This is a genomic window from Ornithinibacillus liuyingii, assembly GCF_055550225.1.
Map to the genome: position 1 here is coordinate 20,447 of NZ_JBPWOS010000012.1, position 17,945 is coordinate 38,391.

The window sequence follows — 17,945 nt, forward strand, 5'->3', positions numbered from 1 at the left end:
TGTACGGCTCAAAGCGGACGCACTAAGCTTTTAAACAGGGGCATGCTATAATTTTTTACAGATATGTTGCAACTTAATTTAAACTAGTAGCATCTAAGTATCAGAAAGGGGGAGCCAGCTTGCATCTTGTTGACCGGTTAAAAGATAAACAGGAAAGTGCACTTATAGAATTAATGAACCAGTATGGCGACTATTTAGTACGAACAGCCTATCTACTTTTAAAGGACCATCAAACAGCAGAGGAAGCCGTTCAGGATACATTTGTCATTGCCTATGAGAAGATTAGGCAGCTAGAAGACCCTGCGAAATTAAAAAGCTGGCTCACCGCTATTGTGATGAATTGTTGCCGAACTCGGATGCGTCGATGGAGCTGGAAAAATATTATACTAGCTTTCGAGAGTGACGAAATTCATGAAGATGAGACCACGCTTTCCCCAGAGGAAGAATTAATGGAGTGGATATGGAATGCTAATTTAAGCGAAGCAATACATGAGCTTGATTATAAATACCGAGAAGTGATTACATTGTTTTACTTTAATGAAATGAAAATTAGCGAAATTGCTGAGTATACAAAGGAAAAGGAAAATACAATCAAATCGAGGCTTAAGCGAGCACGGTTAAAATTGAAGGATATTTTGGTGAAGGGAGAGGAATTTCTTGAAGAAAACGAAAGCGCAATTAAAAGGCCAACTCGATAAGGAAATGGAACATATTCAGTTTACTAACCATCAACAAGTACTGAATCATGTTTATCCGACTACTTGGAAACAGAAGCTCCTTAAGCTTTGGAATAAAGAGATTTATATACCTCTCGTACCGATAAGTGTAGTGCTTGTCCTGTTTATGGTAGTGATGGGATATCCAGCAATAAAATCAATAGAGCAGCGACCAGACGAAGGAGCTTCCGATTCGATTAAACACGTCGACGGTTCGGGGTATTTTTATTGGGAATCTAATCAGAGGGGCGGTGAAAAGAGGTGAAGATTAGGGTCAAGGTGAAGCACTTAGTTATAGCTGCCGTAAGTATACTAACTTTCATTCCATTATTGATGACTTTCATTATCCCGAATCTGGAGTTATATCTGGCTGAAAAGAAAATAATTTCAGGTAAGGTTGAGGATAAACAAGAAATTCTTGAGCTTTTATCTACTACATCGATTAATAAAAAATGGGAGATTATTCAACAATATATGATAGAAGATGGTTATACCGGTAAGTTTGATATCTATATTAGTCCATCTATGACATCATGGGAAGATCTTGAAGCGAGAGTTATGGATTTTAGTTGGGAGGAAAAGCTTCCGTTCATAATAGATTTTGTGGAGAATGGGCCGTTAAATGAGAATTTAGTGACCGCTGCGAAGACGTTAGCTTTTTATTATGAACGTATTGGAGAAGTAGAAAAGGCTAAAAGTACGTTATATCAAGTATCTACTAGGTTAGCATCGAATAACTATTCCTATGAGCGGGAAGAGCTTCTTATAGAACGTATACGAATAGCTAAGAATCATGGCCAATGGGAAGAAGTGAATCAATATAGCCAAGAGATGGAGGAAAACTCCAAAACACTTCAAATAGATAGCATCGCACAGCTAGCTCAATTGAAAGCGGAAATGCTTCTTCAACAAGGGGACAGTGAAGAAGCGTATCAAGAGGTTACAAAAGCGATAAAGCAATATGAAGAAGATTATAAAATTGAACGAGAAAAATGGTCAGACAGTGATGATGAGACAACTATCGAATACAATCATTATTATCAACGATTGAAATCATTGGAGCAAACTTTGAGTGTTCTAAAAGCACGAGGCGGTGTTGGGAAAGTAGTTAAGATTTCCGGGAGGGTAGTAAAAAGTGATGGTACCCCGTTAAAAAATATTGGCGTTTTCTTAAAAGAAGAAAGTGATAAAAATCATACTATTAGACCAGATGAAAAATATCAAACCCTTACAGATAACGATGGATATTATGAGTTTAAAGGAGTCATACCGAATAATTATCAATTAGCCATTGGTATTCATTATGATCAAATTAGTGGATGGACTTGGGTGACAGATATGTATGATACGGTGGCAATCGATGGGAGCAAGGATGATGTTACCTATGATATAACCTTACAGAAACTTATTGCTATTAAAACGCCAGTTAACGAGGAAGAATTAGTGGATAATACAGTACACTTTGAATGGGAAGAAGTAGAAGGTGCTTCCTACTATGAGTTAGGATTTGGTTATGAAATAGATGGTGGCTGGATTGGGACGGGTTCCATTTCGAATATTAAAGAATCTCAAGCAGATATTCCAGTAGAGGATATTTATAATTTACAGGGCGGGGTAGCTTTTGGAGATACTGATATAGTAAGCCCTAAATCATTATTAGCATACACACACCCAGAAAATCGTTATTATTGGAAGGTGGCTGCCTATGATGAAAACGGCAAAATAATTACTAAAAGTGATGGCGCTCTGTTAGATGATCAATCATATGGTAATCTACCTTTCTTTTATTTAAAACAACGAGAACTAACGACAACAGATCAATTATTAATAGATGGAAAAATACAAGAAGCTCTAAACGAATACAAGGAAAACTATAAACAAAATCCGGATGATTTGCATAGTTTACGAATGATTATTCGGTTAATCGGGATAGAAGAAGACCATATACATGATAGAGATGAATTGGCAATTTCCTATATGGAAGATTTAGCGATGAAAGCACCAAGCCCCTTTAACATTCATGAAGTATTTCTGTATTATTTCAATCAGCGAGATTGGGAATTATTTCATAAGTGGTTTGAATTATATAGGAAGCAAGTTGATATTCTTGATGAATACGATCAATCCCTATATGCTACTGTTTTAATGATGAAAGGACAACATCGTGAGGCAAGTAGCCAGTTTGCAGAAGCAATGGCTAAACAAGGGGATAATCGATATGTAGGGTATTGGTTAGCTAATGAATTATACTTAAATGATGATTTCAATCATGCATTAGAAATTGCTATAGAGTATCCACCATACGGATACGGGGAAATAGTCCCCAACTGGGTACAGCTTGTTAGCAAAATGGCAGAAGAAAGTAAGCAGAGTAAGGCATATCATCAAGAAATGAGAGAAATCTTAACATTATATTTTGCTAATCAGGAAGAAGAATTGACGAAATGGCGGAGCGAGACGGAATTTACTAATCTAAAAAATTTTATTAACGCGCTAGATGATGTAAATTAAACAGGTGGAGACTGGGACATAACGAAAAGAATTAAATGACAAACCGAATGATACATGATACTAGCTCCGGAAATATACGTAGACGAAAGCGGGGAGGCTAAGGCAGCCGCCCGGCGGTAAAGAAGACACTGCGAGGTTTTTTCGAGCAGATGTCGCACTTATGCTGTGATAAAGTACAAGGTAGACACTGCGAAGGTTTTATCGAGCAGATGTCGCCCCTGTGCTGGAAGCAACCGCAAGTATATTTCCGGAGCGTGGTCTTTGCTCATCATTCGGTTTTTCCTTTAAGATAAATTCTTTTGTCCCAGCCTCTACTTTTTTATAAAACAGATAAAAACAGAAATAACATGAATAATAATGAAAAAGTATTGACGAAACAGAACAACAAAGCATAGTATGAAAGTAACGTATTCGAGAAAGAATGGTGAGGAGTAATCTAGATGTTAGCAGAGGAGCGTAGGCAAATAATACTTGAAATTCTACAAAAAGATGGTAGAGTAATTGCTAAAGAACTTGCGGATTTGTTCCAGATTTCCGTGGATTCAGTAAGAAGAGACCTTTCCATGATGGAAAATCAAGGATTATTACAAAAAACCTATGGTGGAGCTATAGCATTAAAACCACTTCAAAAGGTAAGAACATTACCATCCTCTGAAACGAAAAGATACGGTATACCAGAACCTCATCAAGATGCTATTTCCAAGCTTGCATCCTCCTACATTCAGGAGCATGATACTGTATTTATTGGTGGAGCGGGAATCCAATATGGGATGTTGAAGCACCTTCCTGTAGACATTCCGTTTACATTAGTGACGAACTCCATGAAAATTGCTGAATCAGTACGTAAACAAAAAAATATTACCGCTTACTTAATTGGAGGCAAATTACGAGCAGAATCAGCAGGCAGTATGATTGATATACTTGCTATCGAAATGATGAGTAAATTCTCGTTAGATATAGGATTTATGACAGGTGGCGGTATAACTGCGAGTGGAATTAGCACTGCCACACCTGAAGGAGCGGCATTTGCTCGTAAAGTTGCAGAGGTATCAAGAAAAAATATATGTTTAGCCCCAAATGAAAAAGTCGGACAAAATATGTTTATTACTTCTGTCCCCATAGATAAAATTGATTTAATTATTACAGACGAAGCAGCATCAGAAAAAGTAATTCAAGAGATTGAGAAAACAAATGCGGAAATTATTATTGTCAATACGACTTCCACTAAGGAGTGATACTAGTTGCAAGCAATTCGTGTAGACTATTCACCTACTATAAACGGTGTTGTTCAAATTCCAGGATCTAAAAACAGTTCACTAGCTTTGTTAGCGGCAGCTTGTCTTTCGGATGAAACGATTATACTCGAAGGAATACCTAATATAGCTGATTTTCGAGTGATTCGAGAAATGGGAGAAGAAGTTGGCCTTAAAATAAAACGAGAAATTACAGGGGATATATCGATTGATCCTAGGTTTATATCGGCAACGGATTTCAATCCGAAGAAGTCATCCTCTTTCAGAACAGCTTATTATTTCGTAGGAGCATTATTGGCTAAGTATGGAAAAGTGTCCGTTGGTTATCCTGGCGGCGATGATTTTGTTAGTCGCCCAATTGATCAGCATATAAAGGCACTAGAAATGCTAGGAGCAACCTTTACCTATTACCAAGATTATTATGTAGTGGAAGCAAAAGAATTACGTGGTGCAACAATTTATTTCGATACGATTACATCTGGAGCTACAATAAATGCTATGTTAACAGCAGTGAGAGCGAAGGGGGAGACCGTATTACTGAATGCAGCAAGGGATCCAGAAGTTATTGACACGGCTATTTTTCTTAATAAACTTGGAGCTAATATTAGTGGTGCTGGAACCGACACGATTCGCATAACTGGGGTAAATCACTTAAAGGGTGGTATCCATCGGGTGATTCCAGATCGATTAATTGCCGGCTCATTTTTAATCGGTGCAGGAGTAGCAGGAGGAAGTGTGACGGTTACTAATGTTATCCCGGAGCATTTAGGATCATGCCTAACGAAGCTACAAGAAATTGGAATAGAGATAGAAGTAAAGGAAAACGCAATAACAGCTCATTCAACGGGTAAATTACGTGCCTCTCGAATTCGGACTGGAATGTATCCAGGCTTTCCGACAGACTTACAACAACCAATGACGACTTTATTAACCCAGGCAACTGGTAAAAGTATTATTGCGGAAAAAATCTACCCAAATCGTTTTAAACATGTTGGGCAATTACGAAAAATGGGAGCAGACATCAGAGTGCGCTCAGGTGTTGCTTTTGTAAAAGGAAAAAGTAATTTGAAAGGTGCGATAGTCACGACTTCGGACATTCGAGCTGGAATCTCGTTAATTCTTGCTGGAATGGTAGCGGAAGGGACTACTTTTATCACTGGAGTGGATCATATTGAACGCGGGTATGAAGATGTTGTAGAAGCGTTCCAATCCTTAGGAGTTTACATTACAAAAGAAACGATTCCATATGGGGCTAACCACCAGTTCTTTGGTGAAGTGCAGTAGGACAGAAGGAAGTGCAGCATAAGTGCGCTTCCTTTTTTCGCTTTGAGGATGGATAGGATTAACCTTGAAACTATTTACTAGCTTAATCGTATGTATAGTTAGCGAAAGCAAAGGGGGATTTCGATGATTTTAAATTTAAATGATCAAATCATTCAAGTAAAAGGTAAGATTCGGCAGAAATATAAACTTGAGTCACAGCTTCAAAATTACTACTCGGAACTCTCCGAAATTGAAAACACAATAAATCGCTTAAACACCCAGTTGATGGAAGAAAAGGCCGATGTAAGAAGATTAGAAGGGTTTCATATTGCTAATTTCTTCTCTACCATAACAGGGACAAAATATGAAAAATTAGATAAAGAAAACAGAGAGGTATTAGCTGTTCAATTACAATTAGAAGAAGCAGAAAAGACGAGAGATGAGGTTATGGATTCGATTCTGAATGTTCAGAACAGACTTGCTGAAGTAGGGAATAGTGAAGAGTTGTATCAGGATTTGCTTAGTAAAAAGGAACATCTCATAAAGAAAGGTCACTCTCGATATGCTGACGAATTATATCGCTTGAGTGAAAAAGAAGGGGATATACAAGCTTACTTAAAGGAATTTAATGAAGCAATTCAAGCTGGCCAATATGCTGAGCAAGCACTTCATAATGCGCAAGAATCACTGAGTTCTGCCTCTAAGTGGGGGACACTTGATATGTTTGGTGGTGGGATGATTTCTACAGCGATAAAACATAGTAGAATGGATGATGCTTCCGAGTATATTCATATTGCCCAGTCACGAATGAGAGATTTTCAGAAGGAATTATTGGATATAGATGAAATGATACCTGTTGACACAGATATGCCAGGTTTATTAAAGTTTGCAGATTTCTTCATCGATGGATTAATTGTAGATTGGATGGTTCAGGGTAGGATTAATGATTCAATTGACCAAGTTGGGGACCAGCTATTACAAGTACGACGCATATTAGCTAAGTTAAAAACGGAGAATACCTATTTACAGAACCAATTAGCTAATCTATATGAAGAAAAAATTCAATTAATTGAAAGCTATCGATAAAATTATTCCTTGAATTACTAGGAATTTGCCTGTTCATTCATCACATGTCGCGTTACAATATAAATTAGTATATGAATTTGAGAGGAGTAGAAGTGGTGACGATATATCCAAATGTTCAAGAAACAAAAGAATTAATTAAGCAACTAGTGTCAATTCCAAGTCCTACGGGATTTACCGCAAATGTTATTCAGTATACAGAGGAATACTTACAAAAGTTAGACGTTAAAACAAAACGGATTCGGAAGGGTGGGTTACTTGCAACGGTTCCTGGCGCCAATGATGAGGAGCACCGCTTTCTGACTGCACACGTCGATACACTTGGTGCAATGGTAAAAGAAGTGAAGAGCAATGGACGTCTTAAATTAGATTTAATTGGTGGTTTTCCATATAACTATGTCGAGGGAGAATACTGCAAAATCCACACTTCTAGTGGCAGCGTGTTAACAGGTACCATTTTAATGCACCAAACCTCGGTTCATGTATATAGAAATACAGGGAAGACAGAACGAAACCAGGATAATATGGAAGTACGAATTGATGCTGAAGTTGATAATGCCGAAGCGGTTCGTAATCTTGGCATTGAGGTTGGAGATTTTGTTTCTTTTGATCCACGTGTCGAGCTTACTGATAATGGCTTTATAAAATCGCGTCATTTAGATGACAAAGCTAGTGTGGCCATTTTATTACAGGTTATAAAGAGGCTTAAAGAAGAAAATATCACTTTACCATATACAACACATTTCTTAATATCTAATAACGAAGAAATAGGGTATGGTGGTAATTCAAACATTACTCCAGAAACAGTAGAATATTTGGCTGTGGATATGGGAGCGATGGGTGATGGTCAGTCAACTGACGAGTATACGGTATCGATTTGTGTAAAGGATGCATCAGGCCCTTATCATTATGGCTTCCGTCAACGATTAGTACAATTAGCGGAGAAACATGGTATTGGTTACAAGCTAGATATTTATCCTTATTATGGATCAGATGCATCAGCTGCTATTAAATCAGGTCACGACATTGTCCACGGATTAATTGGTCCAGGAATTGATTCTTCCCATGCATTTGAGCGGACACATGAAAAGTCACTTATCAATACGGAAAAATTAGTATATCAATATGTGTTATCAGAAATGATATCGTATTAATTGGAAAAAGGCATGCTACTTATAGGATGCCTTTTTTAATGGATGAAAATTATTCTAAAATAGAAGTGTGACTTTTTTGAAAAGACCACGCATTTGAGTGGAAGTTAATGGTAAAATGAATTCATACAGTAATAAATGGTTACTTTAGAAACATAATGTTATAGCAATAAGAGGTTAGGACTAGAATTCAAAGTGAATCTACCTATATCAATGTGAGAAGAGAAATTTAAAAAATGTCTATAGATCAAAGAAGGAGGAGATTTTATGTTGGGTTATTACAGTAAGCTTTCTTCAGAGGTATATGATATTGATAAATATATTGGACTTTCATTCGGGGATGTAGAATTTTATAGTGAAAGAATAGAAGATTGTACAGGAAATATATTGGAGCCTGGAGTTGGCACTGGTCGAATTCTAATTCCATTATTAGAAAGAGGCTTCAAGGTAGACGGATTTGATGTTTCAGAAGAAATGTTAACCATTTGTAGGCACAATTGTGACATAAGAGGACTAAATCCAAACGTATTCAAAGCGAATATGGAGTCTTTCTCATTAGAAGCAAACTATGAAGCTATTATTGTACCAACTGGAACATTCTTACTTTTACATAATAGAGAAGATTCGCTAAGAGCATTAAAAAATTTCTATTACCATCTTCAAGATGGGGGAAGACTAATTATAGACATCTTTTTACCGAATGACTTAACGACTACCAACGTAACGACAAGAACTTGGGAAACAAACGATGGGGGTATGATCACACTAGAGAGTAAATTAGTTGAAGTGGACGCTGTTAACCAATATACAATTACACATAATCGTTACGAGAAATGGCAGAATGGTAAGCTGATTCAAACTGAACTAGAGCGATTTCCAATTCGATGGTACGGGGTAGAGGAGTTTAAACTGATTTTAGAGCAGATTGGATTTAAAGATATTATCATTTCAGCAGATTATACGCACGGACAATACCCTACGAAATCAAGTGAAATAATTACGTTTGAAGCTGTCGCGAGTAAGGATTAACCAATTTATTTCGCATATATTTGTAGGTATGGAAAGATATAACTACAAAATAAAATGAGTAGCCAACCCTGTGGCTACTCATTATTTTATAATACGTAATAATAGATACACAAAAAGTGAAATAGACTACCAATTAATATGAAAATATGAAATATCTCATGAAAGCCCATATGTTTAAATTCGAGAAACTTTGGTTTTAACCAATAAATGACTGCACCTACCGTATAGGATACCCCGCCAAGAATTAAGTAAGTCATTCCAATAGGGGAGATGACATCCACTAGTGAAGGGCTAAAGAAAACAATGAGCCAGCCCATTAATACATATATTGCAGTTGATAACCAACGAGGTGCTTTAAACCAAATTAATTTATATAAAACCCCTAATAAAGCAAGTCCGTTTACAATTGAAAAAACAACCCAGCCAGAGTTCCCGCCGAGACCAATCAAACATATAGGAGTATAAGTTCCGGCAATTAATACAAAAATCATAGAGTGATCAATCTTTCTTAAGAAAGCAATAATATGATCTTTTGCTACTACCATATGATAGGTCGCTGATGCTGAATAGAGTAGAATCAAGCTTATACCAAAAATAATAACTGCTGCAATGGCAAGTGGAGAACCACTATCAATAGAAGCTTTAACAACCAGTGCTAATAGTCCAACAAAAGAAAGTACAGCTCCAAAAAGATGAGTAAATCCATTAATCGGTTCGCGAATATAGGTTTTCATGTTAACAACACCCTTTAATGTAGTTTTAATAACTACATATTACGATACACCCATTTCATCATCTAGTCAAGGTTTACTTTTTAAGTAATTGTAAAGTATAATGTAGAAAAATGATGATATAGAGGGTTTTGCTATTGGAAAATATAGATAAGTCACTAGAAGAATTACATTTAGATAATCAATTATTGCTAGAAGAAATGCCTGATTTAGGATTGTATATGGATCAGGTCATACAAATTTTTGAAAGTAAGCTGGAAAAATCGAAACGTCATGAGCAAGAAAAAGTATTAACGAAAACGATGATTAATAATTACGCGAAGGGGAAGCTACTCTTCCCAATTCAAAATAAGAAATACTCGAAGAACCATCTTATCCTAATAAGCCTGATATATCAGTTGAAAGGCGCACTTTCCATTCATGATATAAAGGTAACGTTAAATAAATTGAATGAAAAAATAATGGAAGAGGATTTTGATGTAGAAAAGATCTATCGAAGCTACTTAACGCTTTCACAAAATAATGTAGAACGATTTCTTGGGGATATTAAAGAATGTCAAGATGAGGTATCTCAGGAAGTATCAAAATTAGAAGATGTGGATTCTGATTACTTAGAACAAGTGCTTTTAATCGCTTCGTTAGTAAACATGAGTAATTATTACCGTAAACTAGCAGAGAAATTAGTGGATGGTCTTCCACGAGTAAAGGAAGAAAAAGAAAAGGTAAAAGATAATAAGAAATAAGGATTAGAAGGTGAAAAGTATGAAGCTAAGTATACTAGATCAAGCACCAATTGCTCAGGATACAACCCCAAAGGATGCGCTTTTTCAATCAGTACATCTGGCCCAACTTGGTGAACGATTAGGATATCACCGCTACTGGATTGCTGAGCATCATGATCTAAATGGACTAGCATGTCCTGCACCAGAAGTCATGCTTGGAGCTATCGGCATGAACACCGAAAGAATTAGAATTGGAGCAGGGGCTGTGTTACTACCGCACTATAAGCCGTTTAAAGTTGCCGAAGCATTTAATCTGCTTGCTACCCTATATCCCGGTCGTATTGATCTAGGTATTGGACGCTCCCCTGGTGGATCTGCAGAAGCCTCTATTGCATTGTCTGGTAACTTTTTGGAAAATGTTCGTAAAATGCCAGAGGAAATAGATGAGTTGTTACACTTTTTATATCAAAATTTTCCTAAGGACCATATGTTTTCAAAAGTAAAACCAACACCAGTACCAGACTTAGCGCCAGTACCATGGCTTCTAGGTACTAGTGATAAGAGTGCTGTCTTAGCAGCTAAAAAAGGAATGCACTATGCATTTGGTCATTTCATGAGTGATCAGGACGCTGCTCCGATCCTTACTACCTATCGAAATATATTCAAAGAGGAGTATCCTGATAAGGAAGCAAGAATTATAATGGCGGTTTCTATATATTGTGCTAAATCCACAGAGGAAGCAGAGCAACTTGCGTTAGAGAGCTTCATGTGGGGAAAATCGAAGAAGGTTACGACTGCTTTATCGCAGGAAGAACAAGAAGAATTTCATGAAGCTCGCCAAAAAATGATTATTGGAAATCAAGCAGAAGTTAAAGAGGCATTAATGGAGCTTCAGCAAGTACATATGGTTGATGAATTCATGATTCTAACCAATACTCCAAATTATGAAACAAGAAATAAGTCATATGAGCTTTTAGCAGAAGCGATAATAGACTAGTATATTGATTTTCGTGAAAAATGTTTTCGAGTGACGTTATTTCACGATAATACATAATGAATAGGATTTTCATAACATAAATAAAACCATTAGAAGATAAACCAAATGATAATGATGACGAGTTCATACGAATCCGTACATTGACTAAAGAGGGGACAGTATGGTGACCCTCCCCATAAACAAGACCCACCTCACCACCCGAAGGCTAGGAAGACACTGCGAAGGTCTTTTCTGAGCAGAAGTCGCCCTGGTGCTGTGGGAAAGTGCTAGGAAGACTCTGCAACGATAGTCCTTGAGTAGCTAATCTATCTACCAGGAATCGCATATCTACTTCCCGAGTAAAGTCATTTCCAGCCATTTTGGTTTTTCTTCTATTTTCTTCTCGTTTTCTCCAATTTCTTCTGTATGTATCTTTTCATTATCTACTGTTTTATCACCTTGAATGGTAGCGAATACTATTAGATTCAATAACTATTGGTAAGAAATAATAGGCTTTATGGATATTTACGCAATTATTAGATATTTAATTATCGCAGCAGTGTTATTACTATTTGGTTGGCTATTTATTGTAAAAAGGTTCAGTAAGTAAATCGTCATAATATATCAAAGACTAGTATTTTCTGTTTGTGAATATTGTAGTTATATGTCAAAAATAAAAATTTCTCGGGAAATATATAACGAACACGTTAATTTCTTTTATTAACGTGTTCGTGTTTTTTTAGAGAAGATTTGATATATATACTGAAAGTGAAATACGGGGGACAAACGCGACTACAGCAAGTCTTTAACCACATTCACTCTTCATCAAATTAGTACTTCAACTCTCATTTCTTATTTCTATCATTATTACTATTTCCCATCCGTCTTAGTACCTAGTACTATTATTTGAAATCTATTTGTAACATAACAATAATACTTATGAAATTAAGTGATGCTATAATTCTATTTAACTAATACTAGAAATAATAGAGTAGAAAGATACATAAATAGACTTAGTAGACTAGTCGGATGTCTAGAAAGTGAGGAACGAAATGAGAAAGTCTTTCATTACCCTAGCAACAGTAACAGTAGTTGGTTTAACAAGTAGTTTCACCATCAATACTGTTTATGCAGAAACGGACTTACAGAACAAGAAAGCAGAGGTTCAAAACGAGCGCTCAGAAGTTGAAAGTAAATTGTCGAAAGCTGAAGCGGAAGTTGCGGAAGTACTAGTAGAATTAGATGAGCTTAATGAAGAAATTAAGCAAGTTGAAAAGGCATTGGAATCGAACCAGAAGATGATTGATGATACCAATGATAAGGTTAAAACTACTGAAGATGAAATCGCTGAACTAGAAAAAGAAATTGAAAAACGTTCTGAAATTCTAAGTAACCGAATGGTTAACTACCAGAAGAATGGTGGTAATATTGGATTCTTAGATGTGATTTTCGGGTCTCAAAGCTTTACAGATTTTATTAGCCGCGTAACAGCAGTGAATAAAATTACGTCATCAGATCAAGAACTTATTAACCAATTAGAATCAGATAAAGTAAAAGTAGCTGAAAAGCTAGACGAGTTATCTGAGTTACAAACAGAATTAGCTGGTATGCAAGAAACGATTTTAGCTCAAAAAGAACAAAACGATGCTAAAAAGAAAGAACTAAGTAAAAAAGAAAAAAGTATTCAGAAAAAGATTGAAGACTTAGAACTAGAAGCAAGTCAACTAGCATCAATTGAAGCACAAGTAAATCGTGAGATAGCTGCCCAAAGAGCCGCATCTAATCCAGTTGTTGCTTCAAGTGGGAACAACAACTCTACTAAGTCTGACGGTTCATTGACCCAACTAAGTAAGAAAACAGAATCTAAGCAAAGTGCACCTGTTGCAGCAAGTAATGCAGCACAAGTAGCTATTAATGCTGGATATCCTCATTTAGGAACTCCTTATGTATGGGGTGGAAAAGGTCCTGGTGGATTTGATTGTTCAGGATTTGTATCATGGGCTTATGCACAAGCAGGAATTTCACTACCTTCTAGCACTGCCGCAATGCAGTCAGTTGGTACTAAAGTTTCTTACAGTGATGCCCGACCAGGTGACATAGTTTTCTTTGATACATATAAGACTAATGGACACGTAGGAATTTATTTAGGAAATGGTAAATTTATTGGAGCGCAAAATTCAACAGGATTAGCTGTTGCGGATATGTCTTCAGGGTATTGGAAAGATCATTTTGAAGGACATGTACGCCGAGTAGCAAACTAATTAGTATGATAAAAAGGGTCAAACTTTTTATAAAGTTTGACCCTTTTTTAGTTTATAACCATTTTTGTTTCAAGAATAAAATAGCTGGAATGTAGAAGAATAATCCTTATCTAATCAAATCTTTAATTAGGAAAGGATAAATTATGAGAAAGCATTCCTATCATAATCCGGTATTTTATGTGTCAGGATCGATAATATTATTACTTGTCCTATTAGGGGCGTTTTTTCCAAAACGTTTTGGTGAAGTTGCACAAGTATTATTTCGTTTTACGACGATTAATTTTGGTTGGCTTTATTTATTAGTAGTATTTGCTTTCATCTTATTTTTAATCACGTTATCCATCAGTAAATATGGAAAGATCCGATTAGGCCCACAAAATTCCCGCCCTGAATATCCTTTTTTCACTTGGATTGGTATGTTATTCTCAGCTGGATTCGGTTCAGGTTTAGTATTCTGGGGTGTCGCTGAACCGATGTCGCATTTTTTTTTAACGCCATTTCCTGATTTAGGGAGTAAGTCAGAAGAAGCTGCTAGAGTGGCTATGGGATATTCCTTTTTTCATTGGGGGATTAGCCAGTGGTCTGTGTTTGCAGTTGTTGGCTTAATCATTGCTTATAACCAATTTAAAAAAGAAAAAAATGGGCTTATCTCAACAGCTATACGACCAGTTGTTGGGAAGAATAAGATAGTTGGCAATGCAATTGATTCCTTTGCTGTGATTGCAACGGTTATGGGTGTCGCAACATCATTAGGACTCGGTATTCTTCAGATGACAGGTGGAATTTCCAGTACGTTTGGTTTTGCAAATTCCACGTTTCTTCAATTAATTATTGCCCTTGTTATGTTAGTATTATATTTATTATCTTCCAGCACCGGGTTAAATAAGGGGATAAAATGGTTAAGCAATATTAATTTAGGTATTGCCCTGTTACTATTATTGTTTGTTTTCTTTGCAGGTCCAACAGTATTTATATTAAATTCTTTTGTACTTGGTTTAGGAGATTATCTTACCAATTTTATTCAATACAGTCTTCGCTTGACACCATATCAAGGTGGAAGCTGGGTTCGAGATTGGACTATATTTTACTGGGCATGGGCTATTGCATGGTCACCTTTTGTAGGAGCGTTTGTTGCGAGAGTCTCTAGAGGAAGAACCATTCGTGAATTTGTAATTGGGGTGCTTTTTGTACCTCCTGCAATAGCATGTTTATGGGTCGCCACATTTGGTGGTACAGCACTTTATAGTGATTTAAATAATGGTACCAAAATTGCTGAAGCGGTCAATGAAGATGTTGCGGTAGCGCTATTTGAAACTTTTGGGGTGATGCCAGTTTCCATTGTCCTAACAATCCTATCTATTTTGTTAATCTTTACCTTTCTCGTTACTTCTGCTGATTCTGCTACATACATTTTAAGTAGTATGACTTCTAAGGGTAGTTTGAACCCTGCATTATTCGTAAAGATAGTCTGGGGAGTATTAATTACTGCAATTGCCGTTGTGTTGCTAATATCAGGGGGATTAGATGCGCTACAAACAGCATCCTTGATTTCAGCGTTACCGTTTACGATTGTATTAATTTTGATCGTGATTGCTTTTATAAAGCTTCTAAAAGCAAATCAAACAAATAAGAGAGACGGCAAAGAATCTTAGCAGCTACTTATCCTTAGTAGCTGTTTTCTTTGGCTTAAAATAGCTCGTTACGATAAATGTAGTACAACCGCCAACGGTCACTACTATTGCAGAGTAAAAAATCTTTGTTTCTGGAATAACGATAGAACCAAAAAGGATTACCAAACTATCAATCAGTAGAATAATTAGCCCGACATTAATGGTGGTTATATTAGCTACAATTAATGCTAATAAATCAGACCCTCCGGTGCTAATATTATTAATCAACATAATGCTTATCCCAATTCCAATCATTATCCCAGCACAAATACTACTTACCCAAATAGGAGTGGACGAATCCGGTGGGAAAGAGCGGAAGAAGTCAATTAGAAAGGAAGAAACTAATAGTCCGTGTACGCCATTATAAAAGTAATCCCGATTATAATAAAATGCAATGATATAAAGAGGGAAACTTAATATAATAATTGTTAAGCCAGGTGGAAAGTCAAAGGCATATTTCCCAATTAAGCCAAGTCCAATCATTCCCCCATCCAGTAGGTGATGTGGAATAGCAAAAAAGTTAATGCCAATCGCTATAAATAGACTACCAATTATAACTGCTAAAGCTTTCTGAATCAAGTTAAAAACCACCTCATCTTAGCCTTCATCTTATTGTATGAATGACTTGTCCATATGATGAAAAGTCACAATATAATTTTGTAGACTGATTGTTTTATATAGAATATAATTATCCTAGGGAGGTAGGTGATTCTGATGGGAAGGTAAACGTATTGTTTTTTAATTGGAGTCTTGTAGATGAATGGATGTCCCATAGGATGGATCATCTACGAAACAGAACGGAATAATTTAAAGACAAATCAGGAGGTGAAATCCTCCGTATCTAAAGATACGAGGATACTAATTGGATATAGTTAACTTACTTTGGGTTGCTGCATTGATTCTTTTAACCGCATTCTTTGTAGCAACCGAATTTGCCATTGTGAAGGTCCGTTCTAGTCGAATAGACCAATTGATTGAAGAAGGCAGCTCGAGAGCGGTTAGCTTGAAAAAAATCGATGACAATCTGGATGCTTATATTAATGTATGCCAAATTGGGATTACGGTGACGGCATTAGGACTTGGCTGGCTTGGCAAAAGTTCTATAGAAAGAGCCTTTCATCATTTTTTTGAGAATATTGATTCGGCTAGTTTAGCTAGTTTCTTATCATTTATTATTGCCTTTTTCATCGTGCTATTTTTCCGTGTCGTAATCGGCGAATTAGTTCCGAAGGCGATTGCGACGAATAAAGCGGAACCAATTGCTTTATTTGTTGCAAAGCCTTTATTATTAGTCCGATTTATTTTATATCCTATTACGTTCATTTTAAATATCACAGCAAAATTAATAGTTCGTTTATTTGGATTAAAATCTATACAAGAAAACGATGCCCATTCAGAGGAAGAGCTACGGTTAATCCTTTCTGAAAGCTACAAAAATGGTGAGATTAATAAAGCTGAAATGATGTACGTGAACAATATTTTCGAATTTGATGAACGTGTTGCTAGAGAGATTATGGTTCCACGTACAGAAATGGTGTGCTTTTTTAAAGAAGATAGCTATGAAACCAATATCAATGTTATCCGTGATGGTCAATACACACGTTATCCTGTAGCGGATGGGGATAAAGACCATATTATAGGATTAATAAATATAAAAGAATTATTTACTGGTCATATTACAAGTGAAAAAGAATCTATTGAACCACATATTCGTCCAATTCTTCATGTGTCGGAATCTACACCGATTAAGCAAGCTTTGTTAAGAATGCAAAAGGAACGAATTCATATGGCGATAGTTGTGGATGAGTATGGTGGTACTGCTGGTTTAATCACGGTTGAAGATATTCTAGAAGAAATTGTTGGTGAAATTCGTGATGAATTTGATGCAAACGAAACACCGATGATTGAAGAACAAGAAGATGGATCCATCCTAGTAGATGGTAAAGTGTTATTATATGAAATTAATGAGTACTTTGATTTTGACTTAGATGAAAATGAAGTAGATACCATTGCCGGTTGGATTATCAATCATACAGTTGAACCAAGTGTAGGTTCGACGGTGGGGCATGAAGGTTACCGATTTATCGTGGAAGAAATTGACGGGTATCAAGTGAAGAAAATACGCATCATTCGACCTGAAGAATCAAAAGTTAATACGGAAGATGATGCTGAGGAATAGAAGATATGGAATGCACTGTGAGGTTAATCACAGTGTATTTTTTATCCGAAATCAATTCTGTCGTGTGAAATTTTCCAGGTCGCGCAGGTTGCTACTATTTCGCACGGGCACTCTTATTTTTCGCGCGAGCTTGCTTCTATCGCGCGATTTTTCTTCCGGGACGCGCGAGTTACTACTTCTGTCGCGCGAAATTTTTCCAAGTCGCGCGATTTTCCCCCTATCTCGCGCGAAATTTATCTACTGTTATAGGACCAATCTTTCGTAGTAACAAGTTAAATGGGGAAACTCTGAGTAACTTTATCTATAAAAGGATTGGAATATTCCCAACTATCATGTAAAAAATTAGTAAAAGATGTTATAATAACATTAATTATCTAATAATTATAATTTTTAGGGGGAT

The 17,945-nt window shown here is 36.4% G+C and carries 16 protein-coding genes; 13 read left to right on the forward strand and 3 right to left on the reverse strand.

What is annotated here, in order from left to right; all coding sequences use genetic code 11:
* Window positions 1-119 precede the first annotated feature (119 nt).
* The 8 genes from ACSKT4_RS15605 to ACSKT4_RS15640 all read left to right on the forward strand — a co-directional run bounded on the left by ACSKT4_RS15605 (window position 120) and on the right by ACSKT4_RS15640 (window position 9,006).
* On the forward strand, window positions 120-698 hold the full coding sequence (locus ACSKT4_RS15605) for an RNA polymerase sigma factor (protein WP_186870508.1): 579 nt from the start codon (window positions 120-122) through the stop codon (window positions 696-698).
* The gene (locus ACSKT4_RS15610; protein ID WP_186870507.1) at window positions 658-981 is read left to right on the forward strand and encodes a hypothetical protein; all 324 of its coding nucleotides are present in this window, start codon (window positions 658-660) and stop codon (window positions 979-981) included. The genes ACSKT4_RS15605 and ACSKT4_RS15610 overlap by 41 nt, the downstream gene beginning before the upstream one ends.
* Before the next feature lie 14 nt (window positions 982-995).
* Window positions 996-3,227 carry a carboxypeptidase-like regulatory domain-containing protein gene (locus ACSKT4_RS15615; RefSeq protein ID WP_186870506.1) on the forward strand — a complete coding sequence of 744 codons (2,232 nt, stop codon included), beginning with the start codon at window positions 996-998 and terminating at the stop codon, window positions 3,225-3,227.
* A gap of 440 nt (window positions 3,228-3,667) precedes the next feature.
* Complete coding sequence (locus tag ACSKT4_RS15620) at window positions 3,668-4,462, forward strand: DeoR/GlpR family DNA-binding transcription regulator (protein ID WP_186870505.1); 795 nt, start codon at window positions 3,668-3,670, stop codon at window positions 4,460-4,462.
* A 6-nt stretch (window positions 4,463-4,468) separates the two neighbouring features.
* Complete coding sequence (gene murA / locus ACSKT4_RS15625) at window positions 4,469-5,764, forward strand: UDP-N-acetylglucosamine 1-carboxyvinyltransferase (RefSeq protein ID WP_186870504.1); 1,296 nt, start codon at window positions 4,469-4,471, stop codon at window positions 5,762-5,764.
* Between the two features lie 123 nt (window positions 5,765-5,887).
* A complete protein-coding gene (locus ACSKT4_RS15630) occupies window positions 5,888-6,829 on the forward strand; it encodes a hypothetical protein (protein WP_465823662.1) in 942 nt (313 codons plus the stop codon).
* 95 nt (window positions 6,830-6,924) lie between these two features.
* Window positions 6,925-7,980 (forward strand): M42 family metallopeptidase, encoded by a 1,056-nt coding sequence (locus ACSKT4_RS15635; RefSeq protein ID WP_465823663.1) that lies wholly within the window; start codon window positions 6,925-6,927, stop codon window positions 7,978-7,980.
* 264 nt (window positions 7,981-8,244) lie between these two features.
* Window positions 8,245-9,006, forward strand: a complete 762-nt coding sequence (locus tag ACSKT4_RS15640; RefSeq protein WP_465823664.1) for a class I SAM-dependent methyltransferase — start codon at window positions 8,245-8,247, stop codon at window positions 9,004-9,006.
* A gap of 86 nt (window positions 9,007-9,092) precedes the next feature.
* Here ACSKT4_RS15640 and trhA read toward each other — a convergent pair whose 3' ends face one another.
* Window positions 9,093-9,740 carry a PAQR family membrane homeostasis protein TrhA gene (gene trhA / locus ACSKT4_RS15645; RefSeq protein WP_186870973.1) on the reverse strand — a complete coding sequence of 216 codons (648 nt, stop codon included), beginning with the start codon at window positions 9,738-9,740 and terminating at the stop codon, window positions 9,093-9,095.
* Between the two features lie 134 nt (window positions 9,741-9,874).
* Here trhA and ACSKT4_RS15650 point away from each other — a divergent pair, with 134 nt between their 5' ends.
* Together ACSKT4_RS15650 and ACSKT4_RS15655 are read left to right on the forward strand one after the other, a co-directional pair.
* Entirely contained in the window at window positions 9,875-10,480 is a 606-nt protein-coding gene (locus ACSKT4_RS15650; protein WP_186870972.1) for a DUF1836 domain-containing protein, read from the forward strand.
* 19 nt (window positions 10,481-10,499) lie between these two features.
* Window positions 10,500-11,456 carry an LLM class flavin-dependent oxidoreductase gene (locus ACSKT4_RS15655; RefSeq protein ID WP_186870971.1) on the forward strand — a complete coding sequence of 319 codons (957 nt, stop codon included), beginning with the start codon at window positions 10,500-10,502 and terminating at the stop codon, window positions 11,454-11,456.
* Between the two features lie 327 nt (window positions 11,457-11,783).
* Here the strand turns inward: ACSKT4_RS15655 and ACSKT4_RS15660 are convergent, their stop codons facing one another.
* Window positions 11,784-11,924, reverse strand: a complete 141-nt coding sequence (locus tag ACSKT4_RS15660) for a hypothetical protein (protein ID WP_186870970.1) — start codon at window positions 11,922-11,924, stop codon at window positions 11,784-11,786.
* Window positions 11,925-12,487: 563 nt separating this feature from the next.
* Between ACSKT4_RS15660 and ACSKT4_RS15665 the strand changes: the two genes are divergently transcribed.
* Entirely contained in the window at window positions 12,488-13,696 is a 1,209-nt protein-coding gene (locus tag ACSKT4_RS15665) for a C40 family peptidase (RefSeq protein WP_186870969.1), read from the forward strand.
* Window positions 13,697-13,839: 143 nt separating this feature from the next.
* Window positions 13,840-15,348 (forward strand): BCCT family transporter, encoded by a 1,509-nt coding sequence (locus ACSKT4_RS15670; RefSeq protein WP_186870968.1) that lies wholly within the window; start codon window positions 13,840-13,842, stop codon window positions 15,346-15,348.
* 3 nt (window positions 15,349-15,351) lie between these two features.
* On the opposite strand, the gene ACSKT4_RS15675 is transcribed toward ACSKT4_RS15670, so the two are convergent.
* Complete coding sequence (locus tag ACSKT4_RS15675; RefSeq protein ID WP_186870967.1) at window positions 15,352-15,945, reverse strand: YitT family protein; 594 nt, start codon at window positions 15,943-15,945, stop codon at window positions 15,352-15,354.
* 283 nt (window positions 15,946-16,228) lie between these two features.
* Between ACSKT4_RS15675 and ACSKT4_RS15680 the strand changes: the two genes are divergently transcribed.
* Window positions 16,229-17,545, forward strand: coding sequence for a hemolysin family protein (locus ACSKT4_RS15680; RefSeq protein WP_186870966.1), 1,317 nt, complete (start codon window positions 16,229-16,231; stop codon window positions 17,543-17,545).
* Window positions 17,546-17,945 lie beyond the last annotated feature (400 nt).